Source organism: Sphingomonas sp. GW821-FHT02B09, from assembly GCF_059421875.1.
Genome location: NZ_JBWKVV010000010.1, coordinates 31,873 through 50,307 on the forward strand (window position 1 = coordinate 31,873; position 18,435 = coordinate 50,307).

12 protein-coding genes are annotated in these 18,435 nt (G+C 68.9%); 10 read left to right on the plus strand and 2 right to left on the minus strand.

The features are described from left to right. Positions 1-3 precede the first annotated feature (3 nt). The 9 genes from AC07U4_RS22500 to AC07U4_RS22540 all read left to right on the plus strand — a co-directional run bounded on the left by AC07U4_RS22500 (position 4) and on the right by AC07U4_RS22540 (position 13,108). Entirely contained in the window at positions 4-1,635 is a 1,632-nt protein-coding gene (locus tag AC07U4_RS22500) for a class I adenylate-forming enzyme family protein (RefSeq protein WP_495197183.1), read from the plus strand. After that, complete coding sequence (locus tag AC07U4_RS22505) at positions 1,625-2,395, plus strand: enoyl-CoA hydratase/isomerase family protein (protein ID WP_495197184.1); 771 nt, start codon at positions 1,625-1,627, stop codon at positions 2,393-2,395. Before AC07U4_RS22500 ends, AC07U4_RS22505 begins: the two co-directional genes overlap by 11 nt. Beyond that, positions 2,388-3,095: an SDR family NAD(P)-dependent oxidoreductase gene (locus AC07U4_RS22510; RefSeq protein WP_495197185.1), complete on the plus strand. Its 708-nt coding sequence runs from the start codon at positions 2,388-2,390 to the stop codon at positions 3,093-3,095. Before AC07U4_RS22505 ends, AC07U4_RS22510 begins: the two co-directional genes overlap by 8 nt. Continuing rightward, a complete protein-coding gene (locus AC07U4_RS22515; protein ID WP_495197186.1) occupies positions 3,095-4,261 on the plus strand; it encodes an acyl-CoA dehydrogenase family protein in 1,167 nt (388 codons plus the stop codon). The genes AC07U4_RS22510 and AC07U4_RS22515 overlap by 1 nt, the downstream gene beginning before the upstream one ends. Then, positions 4,258-5,769 (plus strand): 3-hydroxyacyl-CoA dehydrogenase family protein, encoded by a 1,512-nt coding sequence (locus AC07U4_RS22520; RefSeq protein ID WP_495197187.1) that lies wholly within the window; start codon positions 4,258-4,260, stop codon positions 5,767-5,769. The genes AC07U4_RS22515 and AC07U4_RS22520 overlap by 4 nt, the downstream gene beginning before the upstream one ends. Continuing rightward, the gene (locus AC07U4_RS22525; protein ID WP_495197188.1) at positions 5,766-7,283 is read left to right on the plus strand and encodes a 3-hydroxyacyl-CoA dehydrogenase NAD-binding domain-containing protein; all 1,518 of its coding nucleotides are present in this window, start codon (positions 5,766-5,768) and stop codon (positions 7,281-7,283) included. The genes AC07U4_RS22520 and AC07U4_RS22525 overlap by 4 nt, the downstream gene beginning before the upstream one ends. A 7-nt stretch (positions 7,284-7,290) precedes the next feature. After that, positions 7,291-8,769 (plus strand): NAD-dependent succinate-semialdehyde dehydrogenase, encoded by a 1,479-nt coding sequence (locus tag AC07U4_RS22530; protein WP_495197189.1) that lies wholly within the window; start codon positions 7,291-7,293, stop codon positions 8,767-8,769. A 19-nt stretch (positions 8,770-8,788) separates the two neighbouring features. Next, positions 8,789-9,817, plus strand: coding sequence for an amidohydrolase family protein (locus AC07U4_RS22535; protein ID WP_495197190.1), 1,029 nt, complete (start codon positions 8,789-8,791; stop codon positions 9,815-9,817). A 246-nt stretch (positions 9,818-10,063) separates the two neighbouring features. Then, positions 10,064-13,108, plus strand: coding sequence for a TonB-dependent receptor domain-containing protein (locus AC07U4_RS22540; protein WP_495197191.1), 3,045 nt, complete (start codon positions 10,064-10,066; stop codon positions 13,106-13,108). 156 nt (positions 13,109-13,264) lie between these two features. Here AC07U4_RS22540 and AC07U4_RS22545 read toward each other — a convergent pair whose 3' ends face one another. After that, a complete protein-coding gene (locus tag AC07U4_RS22545) occupies positions 13,265-15,247 on the minus strand; it encodes a glycoside hydrolase family 3 protein (protein WP_495197192.1) in 1,983 nt (660 codons plus the stop codon). Between the two features lie 283 nt (positions 15,248-15,530). Further along, complete coding sequence (locus tag AC07U4_RS22550; protein ID WP_495197193.1) at positions 15,531-16,607, minus strand: NAD(P)-dependent oxidoreductase; 1,077 nt, start codon at positions 16,605-16,607, stop codon at positions 15,531-15,533. Positions 16,608-16,727: 120 nt separating this feature from the next. On the opposite strand from AC07U4_RS22550, the gene AC07U4_RS22555 reads away from it, so the two are divergent. Continuing rightward, a complete protein-coding gene (locus tag AC07U4_RS22555) occupies positions 16,728-18,422 on the plus strand; it encodes an MFS transporter (RefSeq protein WP_495197194.1) in 1,695 nt (564 codons plus the stop codon). Positions 18,423-18,435: the final 13 nt, after the last annotated feature.

Genomic DNA, 18,435 nt, shown 5'->3' on the forward strand with positions numbered 1-18,435 from the left:
GCGATGCGTCCGATCCTGACCCTGCACGATCCGGCCACAGCCCGCGCGCACTACGCCGCGGGGTTGTGGCGCGACGACACGTTATATACGCTGCTGGCCGATCACGCCGCCCGCGCGCCGGACGCGAACGCCCTGCGGGACGGTCGCCAGCGGCTGGACTGGCGCACCCTCAAGGCGAGGGTTGATGCGATGGCCGACGACCTCGTGAACGCCGGGCTCGCGCCCGGCGACCGAATCTCCGTCTGGATGTCGAACAGGGCGGAGGCGGTGATCGCCCTCCTCGCCTGCGCCCGCGAGGGCATGGCGTGCAACCCGTCGCTGCACCGCACGCACACCTGCGGCGAAGTCGTCGAGCTGCTCGTCGAGCTGCAGTCGAAAGCGTTGCTGACGGAGGATGGCTGGGGTGCCGACCGTGCCCAGAAGGACCTTCCCGCACTGCTCCGGACGCTGCCCTTCCTGCGGCGCATCTATTCGCCCGACCGTCCGCCCCTTCACATTACAGGCATCGGCCGACGCGCGCATGCGAACCCCGACTCGGTCGTCTACCTCGCCTTCACCTCCGGGACGACCGGCCGTCCGAAGTGCGTCATGCACTCGAGCAACACCCTGCTCGCCAATGCGCGGGATCTCGCTCGCGATTGGAGGCTGGACGAGAAGGCGACAATTCTCTCACTCAGCCCCCTGTCGCATCACATCGCATGGGTCGGCATCGGCCAGTGGCTCGTCTGCGGCGGCGAATTCGTGACGGACGATCCGCCCGCCGGCCTCAGCCGCTTGGACTGGATTCTCGAAACGGGCGCGACATACGTCCTGGGGGTTCCGACCCACGCCATGGAGATCTTGGCCGAACAGAAGCGACGGGATATGACGTCGATGGGCGCCGTACAGACCTTCTACATGGCAGGTTCGCCGATCCCGGAAATCGTCTCGCAGGCGTTCGTCGATCAGGGCGTGGCGCCTCAGAACATCTACGGCATGACCGAGTGCTCGTCGCACCAGTACACGCATCCGGACGACGCCATCCGGGTATGGACGACCACCTGCGGGCGCGGCGGGCCTGCCTACGAGACACGCATCTGGGATCCGGAGCAGCCCGACCGCGAGCTGCAGCGCGGCGAGACGGGGGAGATCGGCGGTCGTGGCGCGTGCCTGATGCTAGGTTACTTTGGCAACCAGGCTGCGACCGAACGCAGCTTCAACCGCCACGGCTACATGCTCTCCGGTGATCTCGGCTCGTTCGACGAGGACGGCAACCTTCGCATCGAGGGGCGGATCAAGGACCTCATCATCCGCGGCGGCCACAACATCTATCCCGCGCGTATCGAGGCGCTGGCGCTGACCCATCCGGCGGTCGAGCGTGCCGCCGCGTTCGGCGTCCCGGACGAGCGGCTCGGCGAGCGCGTATGCCTGGCGGTGATCGGCGATGTCGAGCCCGACGCGATGCTGGACCATCTCGCCGCCGAGAACCTATCTAAGTTCGACATGCCCGAATGGTTCGTCCGTCTCGACGCCATGCCGCTCACCGCCAGCGGCAAGATCCTGAAGCGCGAGCTCGTCGCGATGGCGGAACATCGCGAGATCGAGCCGCAGCCGGTCCGCTACGTCCAGAAAAAGGGGCCCGTCGATGCCCATTGAACTCTCGCGCCTGGGCAACTGCGCGCTCCTGACGCTGAACCGGCCGGAGGCGCTGAACGCGCTCAGCTTCGACATCCTGCGCGAGATCGGCGCCGCGATCGATCAGGTCGCCGGCGACCGCACGGCGCGCGCGCTGCTGGTCGCAGGGGCCGGCGACCGGGCGTTCTGCGCCGGCGCTGATATCAAGGAACTGCGCGGGCGCGGCCTTGTCGACCAGAAGCGCGGCGCCGAGCTGGGGCAGGCGGTGTTCGCGAAGCTCGACGCGCTGCCGATCGCGTCGGTCGCGCTGGTGAACGGCTATGCATTCGGCGGCGGCTGCGAGCTGGCGCTCGCCTGCACCTTCCGCCTCGCCTCGCCCGCCGCCGCCTTCGGCCTTCCCGAGATCAAGCTTGGGCTGATCCCAGGCTATGGCGGCACGCAGCGGCTGCCGCGGCTCATCGGCGAGGGCCGCGCGCTGGAGATCATTTTGACCGGCCGCACCGTCAAGGCGGACGAGGCCGAGCGTATCGGGCTGGTGAACGCCGTGACCGAGGGCGACCTGCGCGAAGAGGGACTGGCGTTCGCCGGCCGGTTCACGCGCTACGGGCTGCCCGCGCTCGAATTCGCCCGGCGCGCGATCCAGCGTGCCGGCGACCTGCCGCTCGCCGAGGGGCTGCGCGTCGAGGCCGAGCTGTCGACGCTGGCTTACCGCACCACCGACGCCGAGGAGGGCATGGCCGCCTTCGAAGAGAAGCGCCGGCCGGAGTTCCGCGATGAATGAGGGCCAGATCCTCGTCACCGGCGCCTCGCGCGGGATCGGCGCGGCGATCGCCGCCAAGCTCGACCGGCGCGGGCTGGCAGTGGTGTGCCTGTCCCGCTCGGGCGACGCGCCGGCGGGCCGCGGCGTCGCCTGCGACATGACCGACGAGGCCGCGGTGGCCGCGACGATGCGCGCGATCGGCGAGGCCGGGCGGGTCGCGGGGCTCGTCAACAACGCCGGCGTCCATGTCGGCGGATCGATCGCCACGCTGGCGACCGCCGATTATGAGCGCACCATGGCGCTGAACGCGACCGCGGTGATGGTCACCGCGCGCGAGGTCTACCCGCTGCTGAAGGCGAACGGCGGCGGCACGATCGTCAACATCGGCTCGTTCTTCGACAAGCTCGGCGTGCCCGACAACCTTGCCTATTGCGCATCCAAGGCGGCGGTGGCGGCGATGACGCGCTGCATGGCGGTGGAGTGGGCGCGCGACGGCATCCGCACGGTCAACGTCGCGCCCGGCTATATCGAGACGGACCTCAACCGCGACTGGCTGGCACGCGACAAGGTCCGCGCCTGGATGGCGCAGCGCATACCGGCCGGCCGGCCCGGCTCCCCCGATCAGGTCGCACGCCTGGTGGCGGCGATCGTGGCGGAGGATTTCGGCTTTCTTACCGGCGAGACGATCTACGTGGACGGCGGCCAAGGGATAAATCACTGATGAAGATGCTGGACCGGGTCCTCGCCGCGCGCGACTGGAGCGACGACGAGCGGATGGTGCTGGACGCGGTGCAACGCGTGGTCGACGAGGTGATCGCCCCCAATGCCGAGCATGTCGACGCGACGGGCGAGTTTCCCTGGTCCAACGTCGCGGCGCTCAATGAACTCGGCCTCAACGCCATCTTCGTGCCGGAGGCGTTTGGCGGCACGCCGATGCGCTATGCGCTGTACCTGGAAATCGTGACGTTGATCTCGGAGGCGTGCGCATCGACCGGGATCATCTACGCCACCAACTATCACGGCATGAAGCCGCTGATCGACTTCGGCAGCGACGAGCAGCGCGGGAGGCTGTTGCCGCGCATCGCGGAAGGGGGGCTGGGCGCGCTGGCGATCACCGAGCCGAGCGCCGGCTCCGATGCGACCGGCATGAAGACGAGCTTCAAGGAGGACGGCGACGACATCGTCGTGAACGGCTCCAAGATCTTCATCTCCAACGGCGACGTCGCCGACCTCTATCTGGTGTTCGGGAAGTGGGCGGGCATCGACGATCCCAAGCAGGCGATCTCCGCGCTGATCCTGGAAAAGGGCGCCGAGGGTTTCTCGGTGATCTCCAAGGAGAAGAAGATGGGCCATCACGGCTCGTCGACTTGCGCGCTCGCCTTCGACGGCGTGCGGGTGCCGCGCGCGAATCTTCTCGGTGAACCCGGCGACGGGCTGCGCATCCTGCTCGCCTCGCTCAACAAGTCCCGCCCCTCGGTCGCGGCGCACGCGCGCGGCATCGCCCGCGCCGCGTTCCGCGACATGGTCAGCTACGGCAGCGAGCGGCACCAGTCGGGCAAGGCGGTGCTCGATTTCCAGGGCAACCAGTTCACCATCGCCGATCTCGCCGGCGAGCTGCTGATGCTGGAACGCTGGGTCGACTATGTCGCGGAACTCGTCGACGGCGGCGAGAGAGATTTCGGGCTGGAGGCGAGCCTTGCCAAGCTGCGCGCCAGCGACCTGGCGATGCGGATGGCGACCGAATGCGTCCAGTTCCACGGCGGCTATGGCTATTGCCGCGACTATCGCGCCGAGCGGCTAATGCGCGACGCCAAGATCACCCAGATCTGGGAGGGCACCAACCAGATCCACCGGCAACTCATCGGACGGAGCTTCAGGAGCAGATGAACGATATCAGGAAGGTCGCCATCTGCGGCGCCGGCGGCACGATGGGCGCCGGCATCGCGATCGTGGCCGCGCGCGCCGGCTATGAGACGATCTGCTTCGACCGCTCCGCGGACGGCTTGGCCCGCTCGCGCCGCTCGACGGAGTCGTTCTTCGCCAAGTCGGTGGAGCGGGGCCGGATGGACGCGGCCGAACGCGACGCGGTGCTGGCGCGGATGACCGACAGCACCGACCTCGCCGACCTCGCCGACTGCGACCTGGTGATCGAGGCGATCTTCGAGGATCTCGCGATCAAGCAGGCGTTCTACGCCGAACTGCACGCGACCTGCAAAGCGGAGACGATCTTCGCGTCGAACACCTCGACGCTGTCGATCACGCAGATCGCCGGCGGCTGCGGACGCGAGGACCGCGTCGTGGGCATGCACTTCTGCCTGCCGGCACAGCTCATGAAGCTGGTCGAGATGTCGCGCGGCCTCAACACCGCCGACGCGACGTTCGCCGCCGCGTGGAGCTGGACGGAGGCGGCAGGCCAGTTGCCGGTCGAAACGCAGGACAAGCCCGGCTTCATCCTCAACGCCCTCCTCGTGCCGTTCAACAACGACGTCATCCGCGCCATCGAGGCGGGACTGACGACGCCGGAGGACATCGATCTCGCGATCACCGCCGGCCTCGGCTACAAGATGGGGCCCTGCACCCTCCTCGACCTGATCGGCCTCGACACGCAGGCGCGCCTCGGCGAGGCGTTCTTCCCGATCACGTTGGACCCGCGCGCGGCGGTGCCGCCCCTCTGCCGCCGGATGGTCGCGGCCGGCAGACTGGGCAACAAGTCCGGGTCGGGGCTGCTCGGCCAGGCGCCGGCGGCGCCGGTCGGCGACGCGCCGGGCTTCGCGATCGTTACGGGCGGCGACAGCCGGTCGTTCCCCGCCGGCGACCCGTTCCTCGATCGGGCTGTAGACGGCGAAGCGGCGGTCACCGTCCATCTCGGCGGCGGCTTCGCGGCCGACCCGGTCAGGCGCGCCGTCCTTGTCGAGCTCGATCTCGAATGTCTCGGCGAGCATACCGGCGAGGACAGCGGCGAGGAGGGGTCGAACGTCGTCGGCTTCGCCCGCTACCGCAACGGCGACGACGCGCCCTCACCGCTCGTCGAGCTGGTCCGCCAGCCGCGCACGTCGCCCGACGCGCTTGCCGCCGCGCGCGCGGTCTTCACCGCCGCGGGGCTGAAGACGGTCGTCTGCGCCGACCTGCCCGGCCGGATCGTCGACCGGCTGGTCCGGCCGAAATATAACGACGCGTTGCGTTTCCTCGACGAAGGGCTCGCCAGCGCCGCCGACATGGATAAGACCTGCCGCCTCGGCCTCGGCTATCCCGACGGCCCGGTCGAGCGGGTGACACGCGGGGGACTTGCCCGCCACTTCGACGTGACGTCCTCGATCCATGCGATGACCGGACAGGGCGGCTACGCCCCGGCGCGGCGCGCGGTCGTGGCGAAGCATCGGTCGGCCACGGCATGAGCGCGGTCGCCCTCCCCTTTGACGCGTCCGTCGTCGTCGGCGTCATCGGCGCCGGCACCATGGGTGCCGGCATCGCGCAGGTGGCCGCCGCGGCCGGGCACCGGGTGCTGCTCCACGACGCGCAATCGGGAGCGTCGGCGCGGGGGATCGCGAGAACGGCGGCGGGCCTCGACGGCATGGTGGCGCGCGGACGGATGGAGCGGACCGACGCGGACGCGCTGATCGCCCGCATCAAGGCGGTCGATGCGCTCGACGATCTGGCCGGGGCAGGCCTCGTCGTGGAGGCGATCGTCGAGGACGCCGACGTGAAGCGCGACCTCGTCGCCCGACTGGAGGCGATCGTCGCCGACGACGCCGTGATCGCCACAAACACCTCGTCGATCTCGATCACCGCGGTCGCGCGCGATGCCAGGCATCCGCAACGGATCGCCGGGCTCCACTTCTTCAACCCCGCGCCCGTCATGCGGCTGGTCGAGATCGTCTCCGGCGTCGGAACCGATCCGGACGTCGCGGCGCGCCTCCACGCCACCGCGGCGAAATGGGGAAAGGTGCCTGTCCACGCGCGCTCGACGCCCGGCTTCATCGTCAATCGTGTCGCGCGCCCTTATTATGCCGAAGCGCTCAGGCTCCTCGAAGAGGGCGTGGCCGATCCCGCCACGCTGGACGCGCTCCTGGTCCAGGGCGCGGGCTTCCGCATGGGTCCGTTCGCGCTCATGGACCTCATCGGACACGACGTGAACTACGCGGTCAGCCGTTCCGTCTTCGACGCCTATTACCAGGATCCGCGCTACCGCCCCTCGATCCTCCAGAGGGAGCTCGTCGACGCCGGGCGGCTCGGGCGCAAGACCGGGCGCGGCTTCTACGACCATGCCGCCGGGAGCGAGACGCCCCCGCCATCGACCGTGCCCCCCGACCCCGGCGCAGCCCCGTTCGCGTGGCGGGCGGACGAGCCGACGATTGTCGATGGCGTCGTCGTCGCGGCGAGCGACGGTCGCACCGCCCGGAGCCGCGCGCGCGGCGGCTCCCCGACCATCGTCCACGACCTTCTTCCCGCCGACGCCCGCCGGGTGGCGTTCGCGACCTCCCCGGGCGTGCCCGACGCGACCGTCGACCGCTTCGTCGCGACGCTGGCGCGACGGGGCATCGCCGCCACGCGGCTCCCGGACTGGCCCGGACTGGTCGCGCTGCGCACCGTGGCGATGCTCGCGAACGAAGGCTTCGAGGCGAGCATGCAGGGGGTGGCGAGCGAGACCGACGTCGATGCGGCGATGCGGCACGGCGTCAACTACCCGCAAGGCCCGATCGAGTGGGCGCGGGAGATCGGCCTGCCGCGGGTCCTCGCCACGCTGGACCAGATCCACGCCGCCACCGGGGATCCGCGCTACAGAGCGTCGTTCGCGCTCCGCCTTGCGGCGGACCACGCCGAGGAGGCCGGCATGGCGGCCGAAACGGTAGGGGCCGATGGCGAGACGAGCGGCGTGGACACGGCAGCTGAATTGGGAATGGCGGATTGAGACGATGATGGAAAAACCCCTCCTGCGCGCTCCCGAGGGATTTTCGCGCCCCCCTTACCCGCTGGTCGGGCTCCTGATCGATGGCGAATGGGTCCGCGACCGGGCGCCGTGCCACCTGGTGGTCAATCCCAGCGACGAGACCGTGCTCGGCCCGGTGCCGGGCGCCACCATCGCGGACCTCGACCGCGCGCTCGACGCCGCCGAGGGCGGGTTTGCGGTCTGGCGCAACACGCCCGCGAGCGCGCGCGCCGCGATTCTGCATCGCGCGGCTTCCTTGGTGCGCGACCGCGTCTCCGAGATCGCGCCGGTCCTCTCGATGGAGCAGGGCAAGTCCGTCGCCGACGCGACCGGCGAGGTGATGCGGGCGGCGACGTTCCTCGACTGGGACGCCGAGCAGGCGCGACGGACCTATGGGCGGGTGGTGCCGACCGATCCGCCGGTCACGCAGACGGTCGTGCGCGAGCCGGTCGGGCCCGTGGCGGCGTTCACGCCGTGGAACGTGCCCATCAGCTCGCCCTCGCGCAAGCTCAGCGGCGCGCTGGCCGCCGGCTGCTCGGTCGTGATGAAGCCCGCCGAGGAGACGCCGGCGACGACCTGCCTGTTCGCGCAATGCTTCATGGACGCCGGCCTGCCCGCCGGGGTGCTAAACATCGTGTTCGGCGACCCGGCGACGATCTCGGCGCACCTCCTCGCCTCCCCGATCATCCGGATGGTCACGCTCACCGGATCGGTGGCGGTCGGCAAGCATCTCACCCGTCTCGCTGCCGACGGCATGAAGCCGGTCCTCATGGAACTGGGCGGGCATGCCCCCGTGCTCGTCGACCGCGATGTCGACGTCGAGGCCGTCGCGCGAACGTCGGCGGAATGGGCCTTCCGCATGGCAGGGCAGATATGCGTCTCGCCCTCGCGCTTCCTCGTCCATCGCGAGGTCTATGGCGACTTCGTCGAGCGGTTTGCCGCCGGTGCCGCCGCATTGCCGGTCGGGGACGGCTTCGCCGACGGCGTCTTCATGGGACCGGTCATCAACGCACGGCGGCTCGCGTCGGTCGACGCGCTCGTCAAGGACGCGGTGTCGCACGGCGCGAGGGTGGCAACGGGCGGCGAGCGCCTGGGCAATGCGGGCTTCTTCTACGCGCCCACCGTGCTCGCCGACGTGCCGCCGGAGGCCAGGATCATGCACGACGAGCCGTTCGGGCCCGTCGCCGCGTGCGTCGCCGTCGACGACATGGACGAGGCCACGGCGATCGCAAACGGGCTGCCGCTCGGCCTGGCCGCCTACGCCTTCACCAACGATCCCGATCGCGCCGACCGGCTGGAGCGGGAACTGGTCGCCGGATCGGTATCGATCAACGTCATTCAGACGCCGGGTGCCGAGGCGCCTTTCGGCGGCCATCGCGAGAGCGGCGTCGGCACCGAGGGCGGAGAGGAGTCGCTCGACAGCTATCTGGTCACCAAGACGGTCTTCCGCCGCGGCGGGCGGGCATGACGGGGAAGGGAGCTAGCGCGTGACGAAGCGACTGGAGGGCCGTGACGAGACGATCCTCGAACCCGAGCTGCCGATCATCGACGCCCACTTCCACCTCTTCGATCTTCCGCAGCTGCGCTACATGTTCGAGGACTATCTGGAGGACGCCACCGCCGGCCATCGGATCGTCGCGTCCGTCTACGTCGAGACGCGCAGCTTCATGCGCCCGGACGGTCCCGAGGTCCTGCGCCCGCTCGGCGAGATCGAGTTCGCCAACGGCGTGGCGGCAATGAGCGCCAGCGGCCACTACGGCGATCTGCATGCCTGCGCCGCCATCGTCGGCCATGCCGACCTCCGCCTCGGCGCGGCGGTCGACGAACTGCTCCAGCGCGCGCGCGACACCGCGCCCGAACGCTTCCGCGGCATCCGGCAGAGCGTCATGGAGCATCCGAGCGACGCTCCCTGGAAGTTCTTCATGGCGGGACGACCGCCGACGGGCACCTACGAGCATCCGCTGTTCCGGGAGGGGTTCGGCCGGCTGGCGCCCAACGGCCTCAGCTTCGACGCCAGCGGGTTCCACCTCCAGCTTCCGGCGATCATGGAGCTGGCCGACGCGTTCCCCGACACGACGATCATCCTCAACCACATGACCGTCGCGATGGGGCTCGACATGGATCGCGAGGAGAGATCGGCGCTGTTCGCGTCATGGCGCGAGCGGCTCGCGGAGGCCGCGAGAAGGCCGAACATCCAGTGCAAGGTGGGCGGTCTCGGCATGCCGTTCTGGGGCCTGGGCCTGGATACCCGATCGGACCCGAACGACCATCGGGAACTCGCCGCGACATGGCGGCCCTATGTCGAGACCGCGATCGAGCTGTTCGGGTCGAAGCGTTGCATGATGGAGAGCAACTATCCGCCGGACGCCAGGTCCGCCGGCTTCGTTCCGCTGTGGAACGCGCTCAAGCTGATCGTCGCCGGCTGCTCGCCGTCGGAGAAGGCGGACCTGTTCCACGCGACCGCCGCGCGCACCTATCGCATCGACATGGGCGCCCTGGGCATTTCGCCAGCCTGACCCCGCCTAGCCACCGTGCGACCGGTACATGACCGTGTCGTGCGCGGCAGCCGCTCGTCGCGACGCCGATATGTTGTCGCGCGCAGGGACACCGGCTGTCGCATTGACGAACACTTGGCAGCCATTTCGCTTTAGACCGCATCGGAACTATCTCTTCCTGTCCGTTGGCCCGTCGCTTGCATCAGCGCCCGCGACTTCCGGAAACATCCGGAGGACTGGGGGAATTGATAGATGAAGAGCGTGAAGTTGACGGCCGTCCTGGCCGCATGTGTTTCCTACGGCAGCATCGCACAGGCGCAGGTAGCCGCCGATCAGGCAGCGCCTGCGCGGACGTCCACCCCCTCGCAGGCGACCGCGGGTGAGGACCAGCTGCAACCGGCGTCCGCGACGCCCGAATCCTCACCGCAACAGCCGGTCCACGGCGACCAGGCCAGCGACGATACGCAGCCGGCCACCGATATCGTGGTGACCGGGTCGCGCATCGTCCGCGACGGGTCGCGGGCGCCCACCCCCGTCACCGTCGTCACCGCCGCGGCATTGCAGCAGACCGCGCCCAGCAACATCCCCGACGCGCTCAACAAGCTGCCGATCTTCGCGAACTCCAGCAATCAGGCCAGCGGCGCTTCGTTCCAGGCGGCGGGAACCGCCAACCGGACGGGCAATTTCCTCAACCTGCGCAGCCTCGGCAGCGACCGCGTGCTCGTGCTGCTGAACGGATCGCGCGTGCCGCCGACGACGATCGGCAACGCGGTCGACACGAACGTCATTCCTAACCTGCTCGTCAGCCGCGTCGACGTCGTGACCGGGGGTGCCTCCGCCGCCTACGGGTCCGACGCGGTCACTGGCGTCGTCAACTTCGTGCTCGACGAGCGGTTCAAGGGCATCAAGGCGGTGGTGCAGGACGGCATTTCCGACAAGGGTGACAATTTCAACTACCGCGTCGGCGTCGCCGCGGGCGGCGCGATCGGGGAGCGCATTCACCTGATCGGCAGCTACGAGCGGTTCGACTCGGACGGCCTGCGCAATCTCTTCACCCGCCGATGGGCGCCGTATGCGCCGATCCTCACCGCAGCGACAGGGTCGACCGCGAATCCCATCCAGCTGATCCCCAACGGGCGTTCCAACGATGCCACGTCGGGCGGCGTCGTGACCGCCGGGCCGCTTTCGACCATCTTTCCCGGCTATACCCGCACGCGGTTCGCCCCGAACGGGACGCTCGTCCCCTTCGTGCGGGGCACCGCGACCGCCAACGCCACGCGCGACATCGGCGGCGACGGGTCGACGTTCGGCGATCGCGACACGATCGCGCTCGTCGCCCGCCTCAAGACCGACCAGGCGTTCGGTCGCGGCCTGATCGACATCACCGACAGACTGCAATTCTACGCGCAGGGCAGCTACGCCCGGTCGGAGACCAGCGGCAACACCTCGATCAGCAGCAACCCGGTCGGCAACGCCGCCCGCCGTGCGACGATCTTCGCCGACAATCCCTATCTCAATCTTACCGCCGCTCAGCGCGCGCTCATCCCCGCGACCGGCATCGTCGTGGGCCGGGCCTTTACCGACCTGCCACAGATGACGCAGCGGACCGTGGTCAACTTCCGCGACATAGAGGCGGGCTTCAAGGGCGACTTCGGCGGCAGCTGGAAATGGGACGTGAACTACGTCAACGGTCGATCCAAGTACAACCTTTCCGCCAACGAGCTGAACAGCCGCAACTACTTCGCCGCGGTCGACGCCGTCGATGCCGGCCAGTTCGCGACCGGAACACCGAACGGACGGATCGTCTGCCGCGTCACGCTCGTGAACCCGACGCTGGTGCCCGGTTGCGTTCCGATCAACATCCTCGGCGAAGGCAATGTCAGCCCCGAGGCGTTCGCGTTCGTCCGGCAGGATTCGAAGTCGCAGATCCTGAACCGCCTATGGTACGCCAATGCCAACGTCACCGGCGAGCTGTTCCAGCTGCCAGCGGGCGCGGTGTCGATCGCGCTCGGCGGCGAGTATCGCGAGCAGAAGCTCGATCAGACCAGCAACGCCGATCCCGCGGTCTTTTCGGCGGCGGGTTACCGCGACGCCTATTTCGGCAACACCAACGCGGCCAATCCGTCGGTCCGCGGTGTGCCGTCGGGTGCGCTGTCGTATCTGGTGACCAACGTAGGCCTCGCATCGGGGTCGCAGACGGTCAAGGAGGGCTATGGCGAACTGCTTGTCCCGATCTTCAAGGATCAGCCGTTCGCCCAGACCCTGGAATTGAACCTGGCCGGTCGCTACACGCACTACCGCACCAGCGGCGGGGTGACGACCTACAAGGCAGGTCTGGTCTGGGCACCGATCAGCGACATCCGGTTGCGCGGGACCTATTCGCGCGACATCGCCGCACCGTCGCTCTATTCCCTGTTCGCCGGAGCGAACGTCGCCACCGCCGCTTATAGCGACTATCTCACCGGCGTCGCGAACACGCTCCTGGTCACCACCTCGGGCAACGCCAATCTCAATCCTGAACGCGCGCGGACGACGGTGCTCGGCATCGTGCTGACCCCGCGTTTTCTGCCCGGGGTGACGATGACGATCGATGCGTACCGGATCAACATCAAGGACGCGATCCAGGATCTCAGCGTCGAATCGATCGCCTCCACCTGTCAGGCGAGCAACCAGACCGGCGACATCTGCAGCCGGCTCGTGCGCCCGATCAGCGCGACGAGCACCGCCGCGGGCAATTACCCGACCCAGATCCTGGTATCGCCGGAAAACCTCGCCAGGCTCGAGACGCAGGGTATCGACTTCGAACTCGGCTACACGACGGCGCTCGACGGGCTGCTGCCGTCGATCGGCGGAAACCTCGCGCTTCGCGCGTTCGTCAACTATCTGGACAAGTACGACACCCAGTCGGCCGGACAGGCAGTGATCCACCGCGCGGGCAAGGTGCAGGCGGCGGCGCTGCTCGGGGGATTGCCCAAATGGCGGGGGCTGCTGACCCAGACCTACACGAACGGCCGCTTCTCGATCGGCTTCAACGAGCGGTTCACGGGGAGCTACTATCGCGGCACGACGGAGGTCTTCGGCCCCGGCGTCCCCACCCGGTCGCCGAACCGGACCTATGTCGACACCAACATCACCTACGACATCCTTGACCAGAACCGCGTCCAGCTGTTCTTCAACGTGCAGAACCTGTTCGATGTGGAGCCGCCGGTGCTTCCGAACACGACGGCCACGAATAACGTCGCTCCCACCGACAAGGCGCTCTACGACGTCATCGGGCGTCAGTTCACCACCGGCGTGCGCGTCAGGTTCTGAACCGATCGGGGGGGCGGAAGGAGCTTCGAAGCCACTCCCGCCCGATGGTCGGCTCGGCGGCTCCGCCGACCGGCGCGAGCACGGGGTGGCAGGCGACCTGCTGTGCCGCAGCAGGCTGCACCGCCGTGACCGGCAGCGCCGCCGCGGCGCGCATGATCAGCGGCGCGGGCGGCGCCCCGGCATGATCCCCGCGCCGAAACGGTAGAGCGGATGGACGCTGTCGTCCGGCACGGCAGGGTTCTGGGCCTCGACGGCGGCCATCGAGGACGGCATCTCGAACGGCAGGCGCCCGCGCGGCGGCACCGATCCCGTCACGGCGGCGAGCAGCCCGTCGTCGGAGACGCCGAAATTGCCGAGGATGACGCTGGCCGCGTCCTGCATCGGCCCCAGAACCGCCGGGCGGTCCAAGAAGATCGCCACCACGACGGGGACCTTCGCCGAGAGGCGCTGCACCGCGTCGAGATCGGGATTTCCGGGGCGGAAGTCGAGCCGCCCCTCATGCTGGTTGGCACCGATGCGATGATAGGGGTGAAGCGTCTCGAACGGCGTCGCGGCGCGCGATAGCGCCACCTGCGCCTGCTCGACCGCATCCACGGGCACCAGCCCCGCGCGGCGCACGGCGGCCGGGTCGACGCCACGCAGGTAGACGCGCGTTCCCGGCTTCAGCGGCAACAGGCGGGAGGCATCCTTGAGCAGGACCTGAGCCTCGGCCTGGAGCCGGGTCGATTCCGCCAGCACCGCCGGCGGATTGACGACGCGCCGGGCGACGGCGGGATCGACGAACGGATCGTCGAACAGCCCGAGCTGGAACTTGGCGGTCATGATCCGCGTCACCGCGTCATCCAGACGCGCGACGGGGATGAGCCCCCGCTCCACCGCGCGCACGATCAGCTCGGGCTCGGCGACGCCGCCGAACTGGTCGATGCCGGCGTTCATGCCCTTGGCGAAGCGCTCGATCCTGGTGAGCTTCTCGACGCCCCACGGCATAGCGAGGTCCGTCGCCTTCTGGGGCGCCGCCGCCGTCGGCGCGAGGCATGCGGGCGTGCAGTCGTTGGTGATGGCCCAGTCCGACAGGATGATGCCCTTGAAGCGGTAGGTGCCCCGCAGCAGGTCGGTCAGGATCTGCCGGTTGAAGCCCGCGCCGACTGGTTCGACGGGCTTGCCGCCGACGGTCGCCCCCTCGACGATGTCGTAGGTGGGCATGACGGCACCGACATGCGCCGCGAAGGCCCCCGTGAAGGGCTCGATATGCTGCCGGAACGAGCGCGCGTCCACCTTCGCCAGGCGGCCATAGTAATTGTGGCCGTCCAGGCCATTGATGGACGCGCCATACGCCACCCAATGCTTAACGGTGGCGAGCACGCCGTCAGATCGGAGCCCGTCCGTGCCGCCCTGGAAGCCGGCGACATAGGCCTCCGTCATGGCGCGGGAGAGCGCGGCGTCGGCCCCGAAGCCGCCATAGCCACGCGCCCAGCGCGGATCGGTGAACAGATCGGCCTGCGGCGACAGCGCCTGCTGGATGCCGGTCGCTCGGTATTCGCGGCGGGCGATGTCGGCGAACCGACGCATGAGGGCGGGGTCGCGCAGGGCGGCGAAGCCGAGCGATTCGGGCCAGCGCGAATAGCCCACGGTGCTGACGCTCTGTCCCTGCACCATGAGGAAGTGATGCCGCGGATCGGAGCTGAAGGTGATCGGGATGCCCAGCCGTCCCCGCTCGGCCAGCTCCTGCATCGCGTTGTTCTGCTCGGCCATGACGAACGGAGTCACGGCTAAGCGGGTGATGAAGCTGGTGATCGCCTTGTCGAGGATCAGCGGCGGCGCCCGATCGGGATCGTAGCCCACGCTCGACACGCCGCGCTCGCCGCCGAGCCCCGGCAGGTTCTCGTGCATCGTCGCACCGGCCTTCTCGGCCAGGGTCATGCGCGACACTAGATCCTGCGCGCGTGCCTCGGGGCTACGCCGCCAATCCTCATAGGGGGTCAGACGGCCGTCCCGGTCCAGGTCGCGGAATTTCAGCCCGTCGACCACGATCACGGGCACGCCGCGGCTGCCGAGGACGGGCTGGACGATGCGCGGCGTTCGCGCGAATGCCGGAGTCATCGGCGCTTGCGCGACGACCATGGCCGCAAGCGAGATCATACCCACCCGCCTGCGCGTGCACGTCATCGTCATTCCGCCATCTTCCTTCCCGAACCAAGAGCACGACCGTCCCGGACCGCCGACCCAAGGCGGCGGCCCTCTTTCCCGAGACGTTTTCCTCGAACAGCAAGCCTTATGCCAGCTCTCTGCTTGTCTTCGGGGTGCAGCGTGGACCGCTCGCAATGCCTTGAATCCGCCGTGACGGCCCCGGCCTAGCCCCAACTGCCGGACGCGCGGTGACGATCGTCCGATCGACCTTCGCCCGATCGGCTTCGCCTGGGGTCTATGCGACAGCGGCGGCTATGCGCGCGGGCTCGACGGCGATGGTCACGCCCGACCTCTTCAGCTGCAACTCGAGATAGGCGCGCGAGTCCCGTTCCGACATGCCGGATGCGATCGCCTCGGTCATCTCGGCAAGCGTCAGCCCACCGACGCGCATCGGCACCTCCAGCTCGCGCGCCAGCTCGGTCGCGAGCACGACGTCCTTGCGCGCCAGCTTCAGCGCGAACGCCGGCGTGTCGTAGTCGCCCGGCAGGAACTGGCGGACGAGCATGTCGAGCGGGGACTGGCGGCCGACGACGCCGAGCCGCAGCGCCTGCCACAGGTCGAGCGCGTCCACGCCCGCCTTCACGGCCATCGAGAAGACCTCGGCCTCGGCGAGCATGATCGAATAGCCGAGCAGGTTGTGGGCGAGCTTGATCACCGTCCCGGCGCCGACGTCCCCGACATGGACCGGATCCCGCGCGATCGCGCGAAGCAGGTGGAGATGCCGGTCATAGGCGGCGCGGTCGCCGCCGACCCAGATCACCAGCTCGCCGGAGGCTGCTCCAGCCGGCCCGCCGCTCACCGGCGCATCGAGCATGGTCGCCCCGCGCTCGGCGAACGCCGCGGCGATGCGGATCGCCAACGATCGCGAGCTGGTCGACAGGTCGAACAGGCAGAAGCCCTCGCGCGCATGCTCCAGTATCCCGCCTGGACCCATCGCGACCGCCTCTACCTGCGCGGGTCCCGGCAGCGAGGTGAACACCACGTCGCATGCGCGCACCAGCGCGGGAATGTCGGCCGCCAGGCGCGCACCCCGCTCGACGAAAGGCTGGGCGGCCGCCTGGTCGAGATCGAACACGTCGAGCTCGATCCCCGCGTCGACCAGACGCATCGCCATGCCGGCCCCCATCCTGCCAAGTCCGACAAAGCCCGTCCGCATCCGCGATCTCCCTTGAGGCCGCGGACCATGACCGGGGCGCTTTCTACAGGGCCGTGTCGCAAGAGACATGCCATCGATGCGGTGGTGGGGCGATCGATCGTCATGCGACCTCTGCTGTCCACCGGATGGACACGAGGTGCCCGCCGCACACACCATCCGGTGGAACGACGTCGCCGGCTCATCGGCCCCGGCTGCGTATGCCCGTCCGTGCAGGCGTGGCACGGTGCTTGCGTATGTCGGACGGAGCAGACGGCGGAACGTCGCGCGGGAGGGAAGATGGCCACGACGAGCGAAGACGCATTGATCCGGACGGCGGCCGCCGATGAACCGTCATCCGTCGACGTCGTCCAGAGCCAGCGCCTCGTCATCGCCGCCGCCTCGCTCGGCACGGCGCTGGAATTCTACGATTTCTACCTGTTCGGCCTGCTCGCCACCTACATCTCGGCGTCGTTCTTCTCCGGCGTCAACGAGACGACCGCCTTTATCCTCGCGCTCGCCACCTTCTCGGCCGGCTTCGCGATCCGACCCTTCGGCGCCCTCGTCTTCGGGCGCATCGGCGATGTCGTCGGGCGCAAGCACACCTTTCTGGTGACGATGTCGATCATCGGCATCGCGACGTTCGCCGTCGGCATCCTGCCGTCCTATGCGAACATCGGGATCGCCTCACCGGTGATCCTCGTGCTCCTGCGCCTGCTGCAGGGGCTGGCGGTCGGCGGCGAGTATGGCGGCGCCACGACCTATGTGGCGGAATATGCGCCGGCCAACCGGCGCGGCCTCTACACCGGATTCATCCAGATCACCGCATCGCTAGGCTTCATCCTGTCGCTGGTGATCACCATCTCCGTGCGGTTCACGCTCGGCGAGGCGAGCTTCGCCGCCTGGGGCTGGCGCATCCCCTTCCTGCTCTCGCTCGCGATGCTCGCATTGTCGCTGTGGGTCCGCCTGCAACTGAACGAAAGCCCGGTTTTCCGTCGCATGAAGGCCGAGGGTACAACGTCCAAGGCGCCCATCTCGGAATCGTTCGGCCAGTGGCGCAACCTCAAATGGGTGCTGATCGTGCTGTTCGGCGCCGTCGCGGGGCAGGCGGTGATCGGCTATACCGGGCAGGTCTACGCGATCTTCTTCCTCGAAAAGACGCTGAAGGTGGACGGCGAGACCACGAACCTCCTGTTCACGATCGGCTTCTCGCTGGCCGTACCGTTCATGGCGTTCTTCGGCTGGCTCTCCGACCGCATCGGCCGCAAGCCGATCATCGTCACCGCCTGCGCGCTGGCGTCGATCAGCTACTTCCCGCTCTACCATGCACTCACCGCCGCGGCGAACCCGGCGCTGGCGCGCGCGCAGCAATCGTCGCGCGTCGTCGTCGTCGCGGACCCCCGGGAGTGCTCGTTCCAATTCGATCCGATCGGTCGCAAGACCTTCGACGAGACCGGCTGCGACGTGGCCAAGACCGTGCTCGCCAGGGCGGGTGTGCCATATGACAATGTCGACGCTCCCGCTGGCACCGCGGCGACGGTGAGCGTGGGCGGCGTCAGGCTGTCGACGCCGCCGCTTTCCGGCCTCGACGCCCCGGCTCGCAAGGCAGCCGCGGCGGCGTTCGGCGAGCGATTTCACGCCGCGGCGCTCGCCGCCGGCTACCCCGAGCGGGCCGACCCTGCCGCGATGAACAAACCGATGGTCGTTCTGATCCTGTGGACCCTCGGCCTTTTCGTCGCGGCCGCGTTCGGGCCGCTGGCGGCGCTGCTGGTCGAACTCTTCCCGGCCCGCATCCGCTATTCGTCCATGTCCCTGCCCTACCATGTCGGTAACGGCTGGATCGGCGGCTTCTTCCCGCCGACGGCATTCGCCATGGTCGCGGCGACGGGCAACATCTATTTCGGGCTCTGGTACGCCGTGGTCGTCGCGGGAGGTGCTGCGATCATCGGCCTCCTGCTCCTGCCGGAGACCTTCCGCCGCGACATATCGGCGTAGCGCGGCACGGCGC

Excerpts from the sequence above, each read along its gene's own strand:
- AC07U4_RS22500 (WP_495197183.1), top strand. The coding sequence starts at position 4 with ATGCGTCCGATCCTGACCCTGCACGATCCGGCCACAGCCCGCGCGCAC.
- AC07U4_RS22505 (WP_495197184.1), top strand. The coding sequence starts at position 1,625 with ATGCCCATTGAACTCTCGCGCCTGGGCAACTGCGCGCTCCTGACGCTG.
- AC07U4_RS22510 (WP_495197185.1), top strand. The coding sequence starts at position 2,388 with ATGAATGAGGGCCAGATCCTCGTCACCGGCGCCTCGCGCGGGATCGGC.
- AC07U4_RS22515 (WP_495197186.1), top strand. The coding sequence starts at position 3,095 with ATGAAGATGCTGGACCGGGTCCTCGCCGCGCGCGACTGGAGCGACGAC.
- AC07U4_RS22520 (WP_495197187.1), top strand. The coding sequence starts at position 4,258 with ATGAACGATATCAGGAAGGTCGCCATCTGCGGCGCCGGCGGCACGATG.
- AC07U4_RS22525 (WP_495197188.1), top strand. The coding sequence starts at position 5,766 with ATGAGCGCGGTCGCCCTCCCCTTTGACGCGTCCGTCGTCGTCGGCGTC.
- AC07U4_RS22530 (WP_495197189.1), top strand. The coding sequence starts at position 7,291 with ATGGAAAAACCCCTCCTGCGCGCTCCCGAGGGATTTTCGCGCCCCCCT.
- AC07U4_RS22545 (WP_495197192.1), bottom strand. The coding sequence starts at position 15,247 with ATGATCTCGCTTGCGGCCATGGTCGTCGCGCAAGCGCCGATGACTCCG.
- AC07U4_RS22550 (WP_495197193.1), bottom strand. The coding sequence starts at position 16,607 with ATGGTGTGTGCGGCGGGCACCTCGTGTCCATCCGGTGGACAGCAGAGG.
- AC07U4_RS22555 (WP_495197194.1), top strand. The coding sequence starts at position 16,728 with ATGGCCACGACGAGCGAAGACGCATTGATCCGGACGGCGGCCGCCGAT.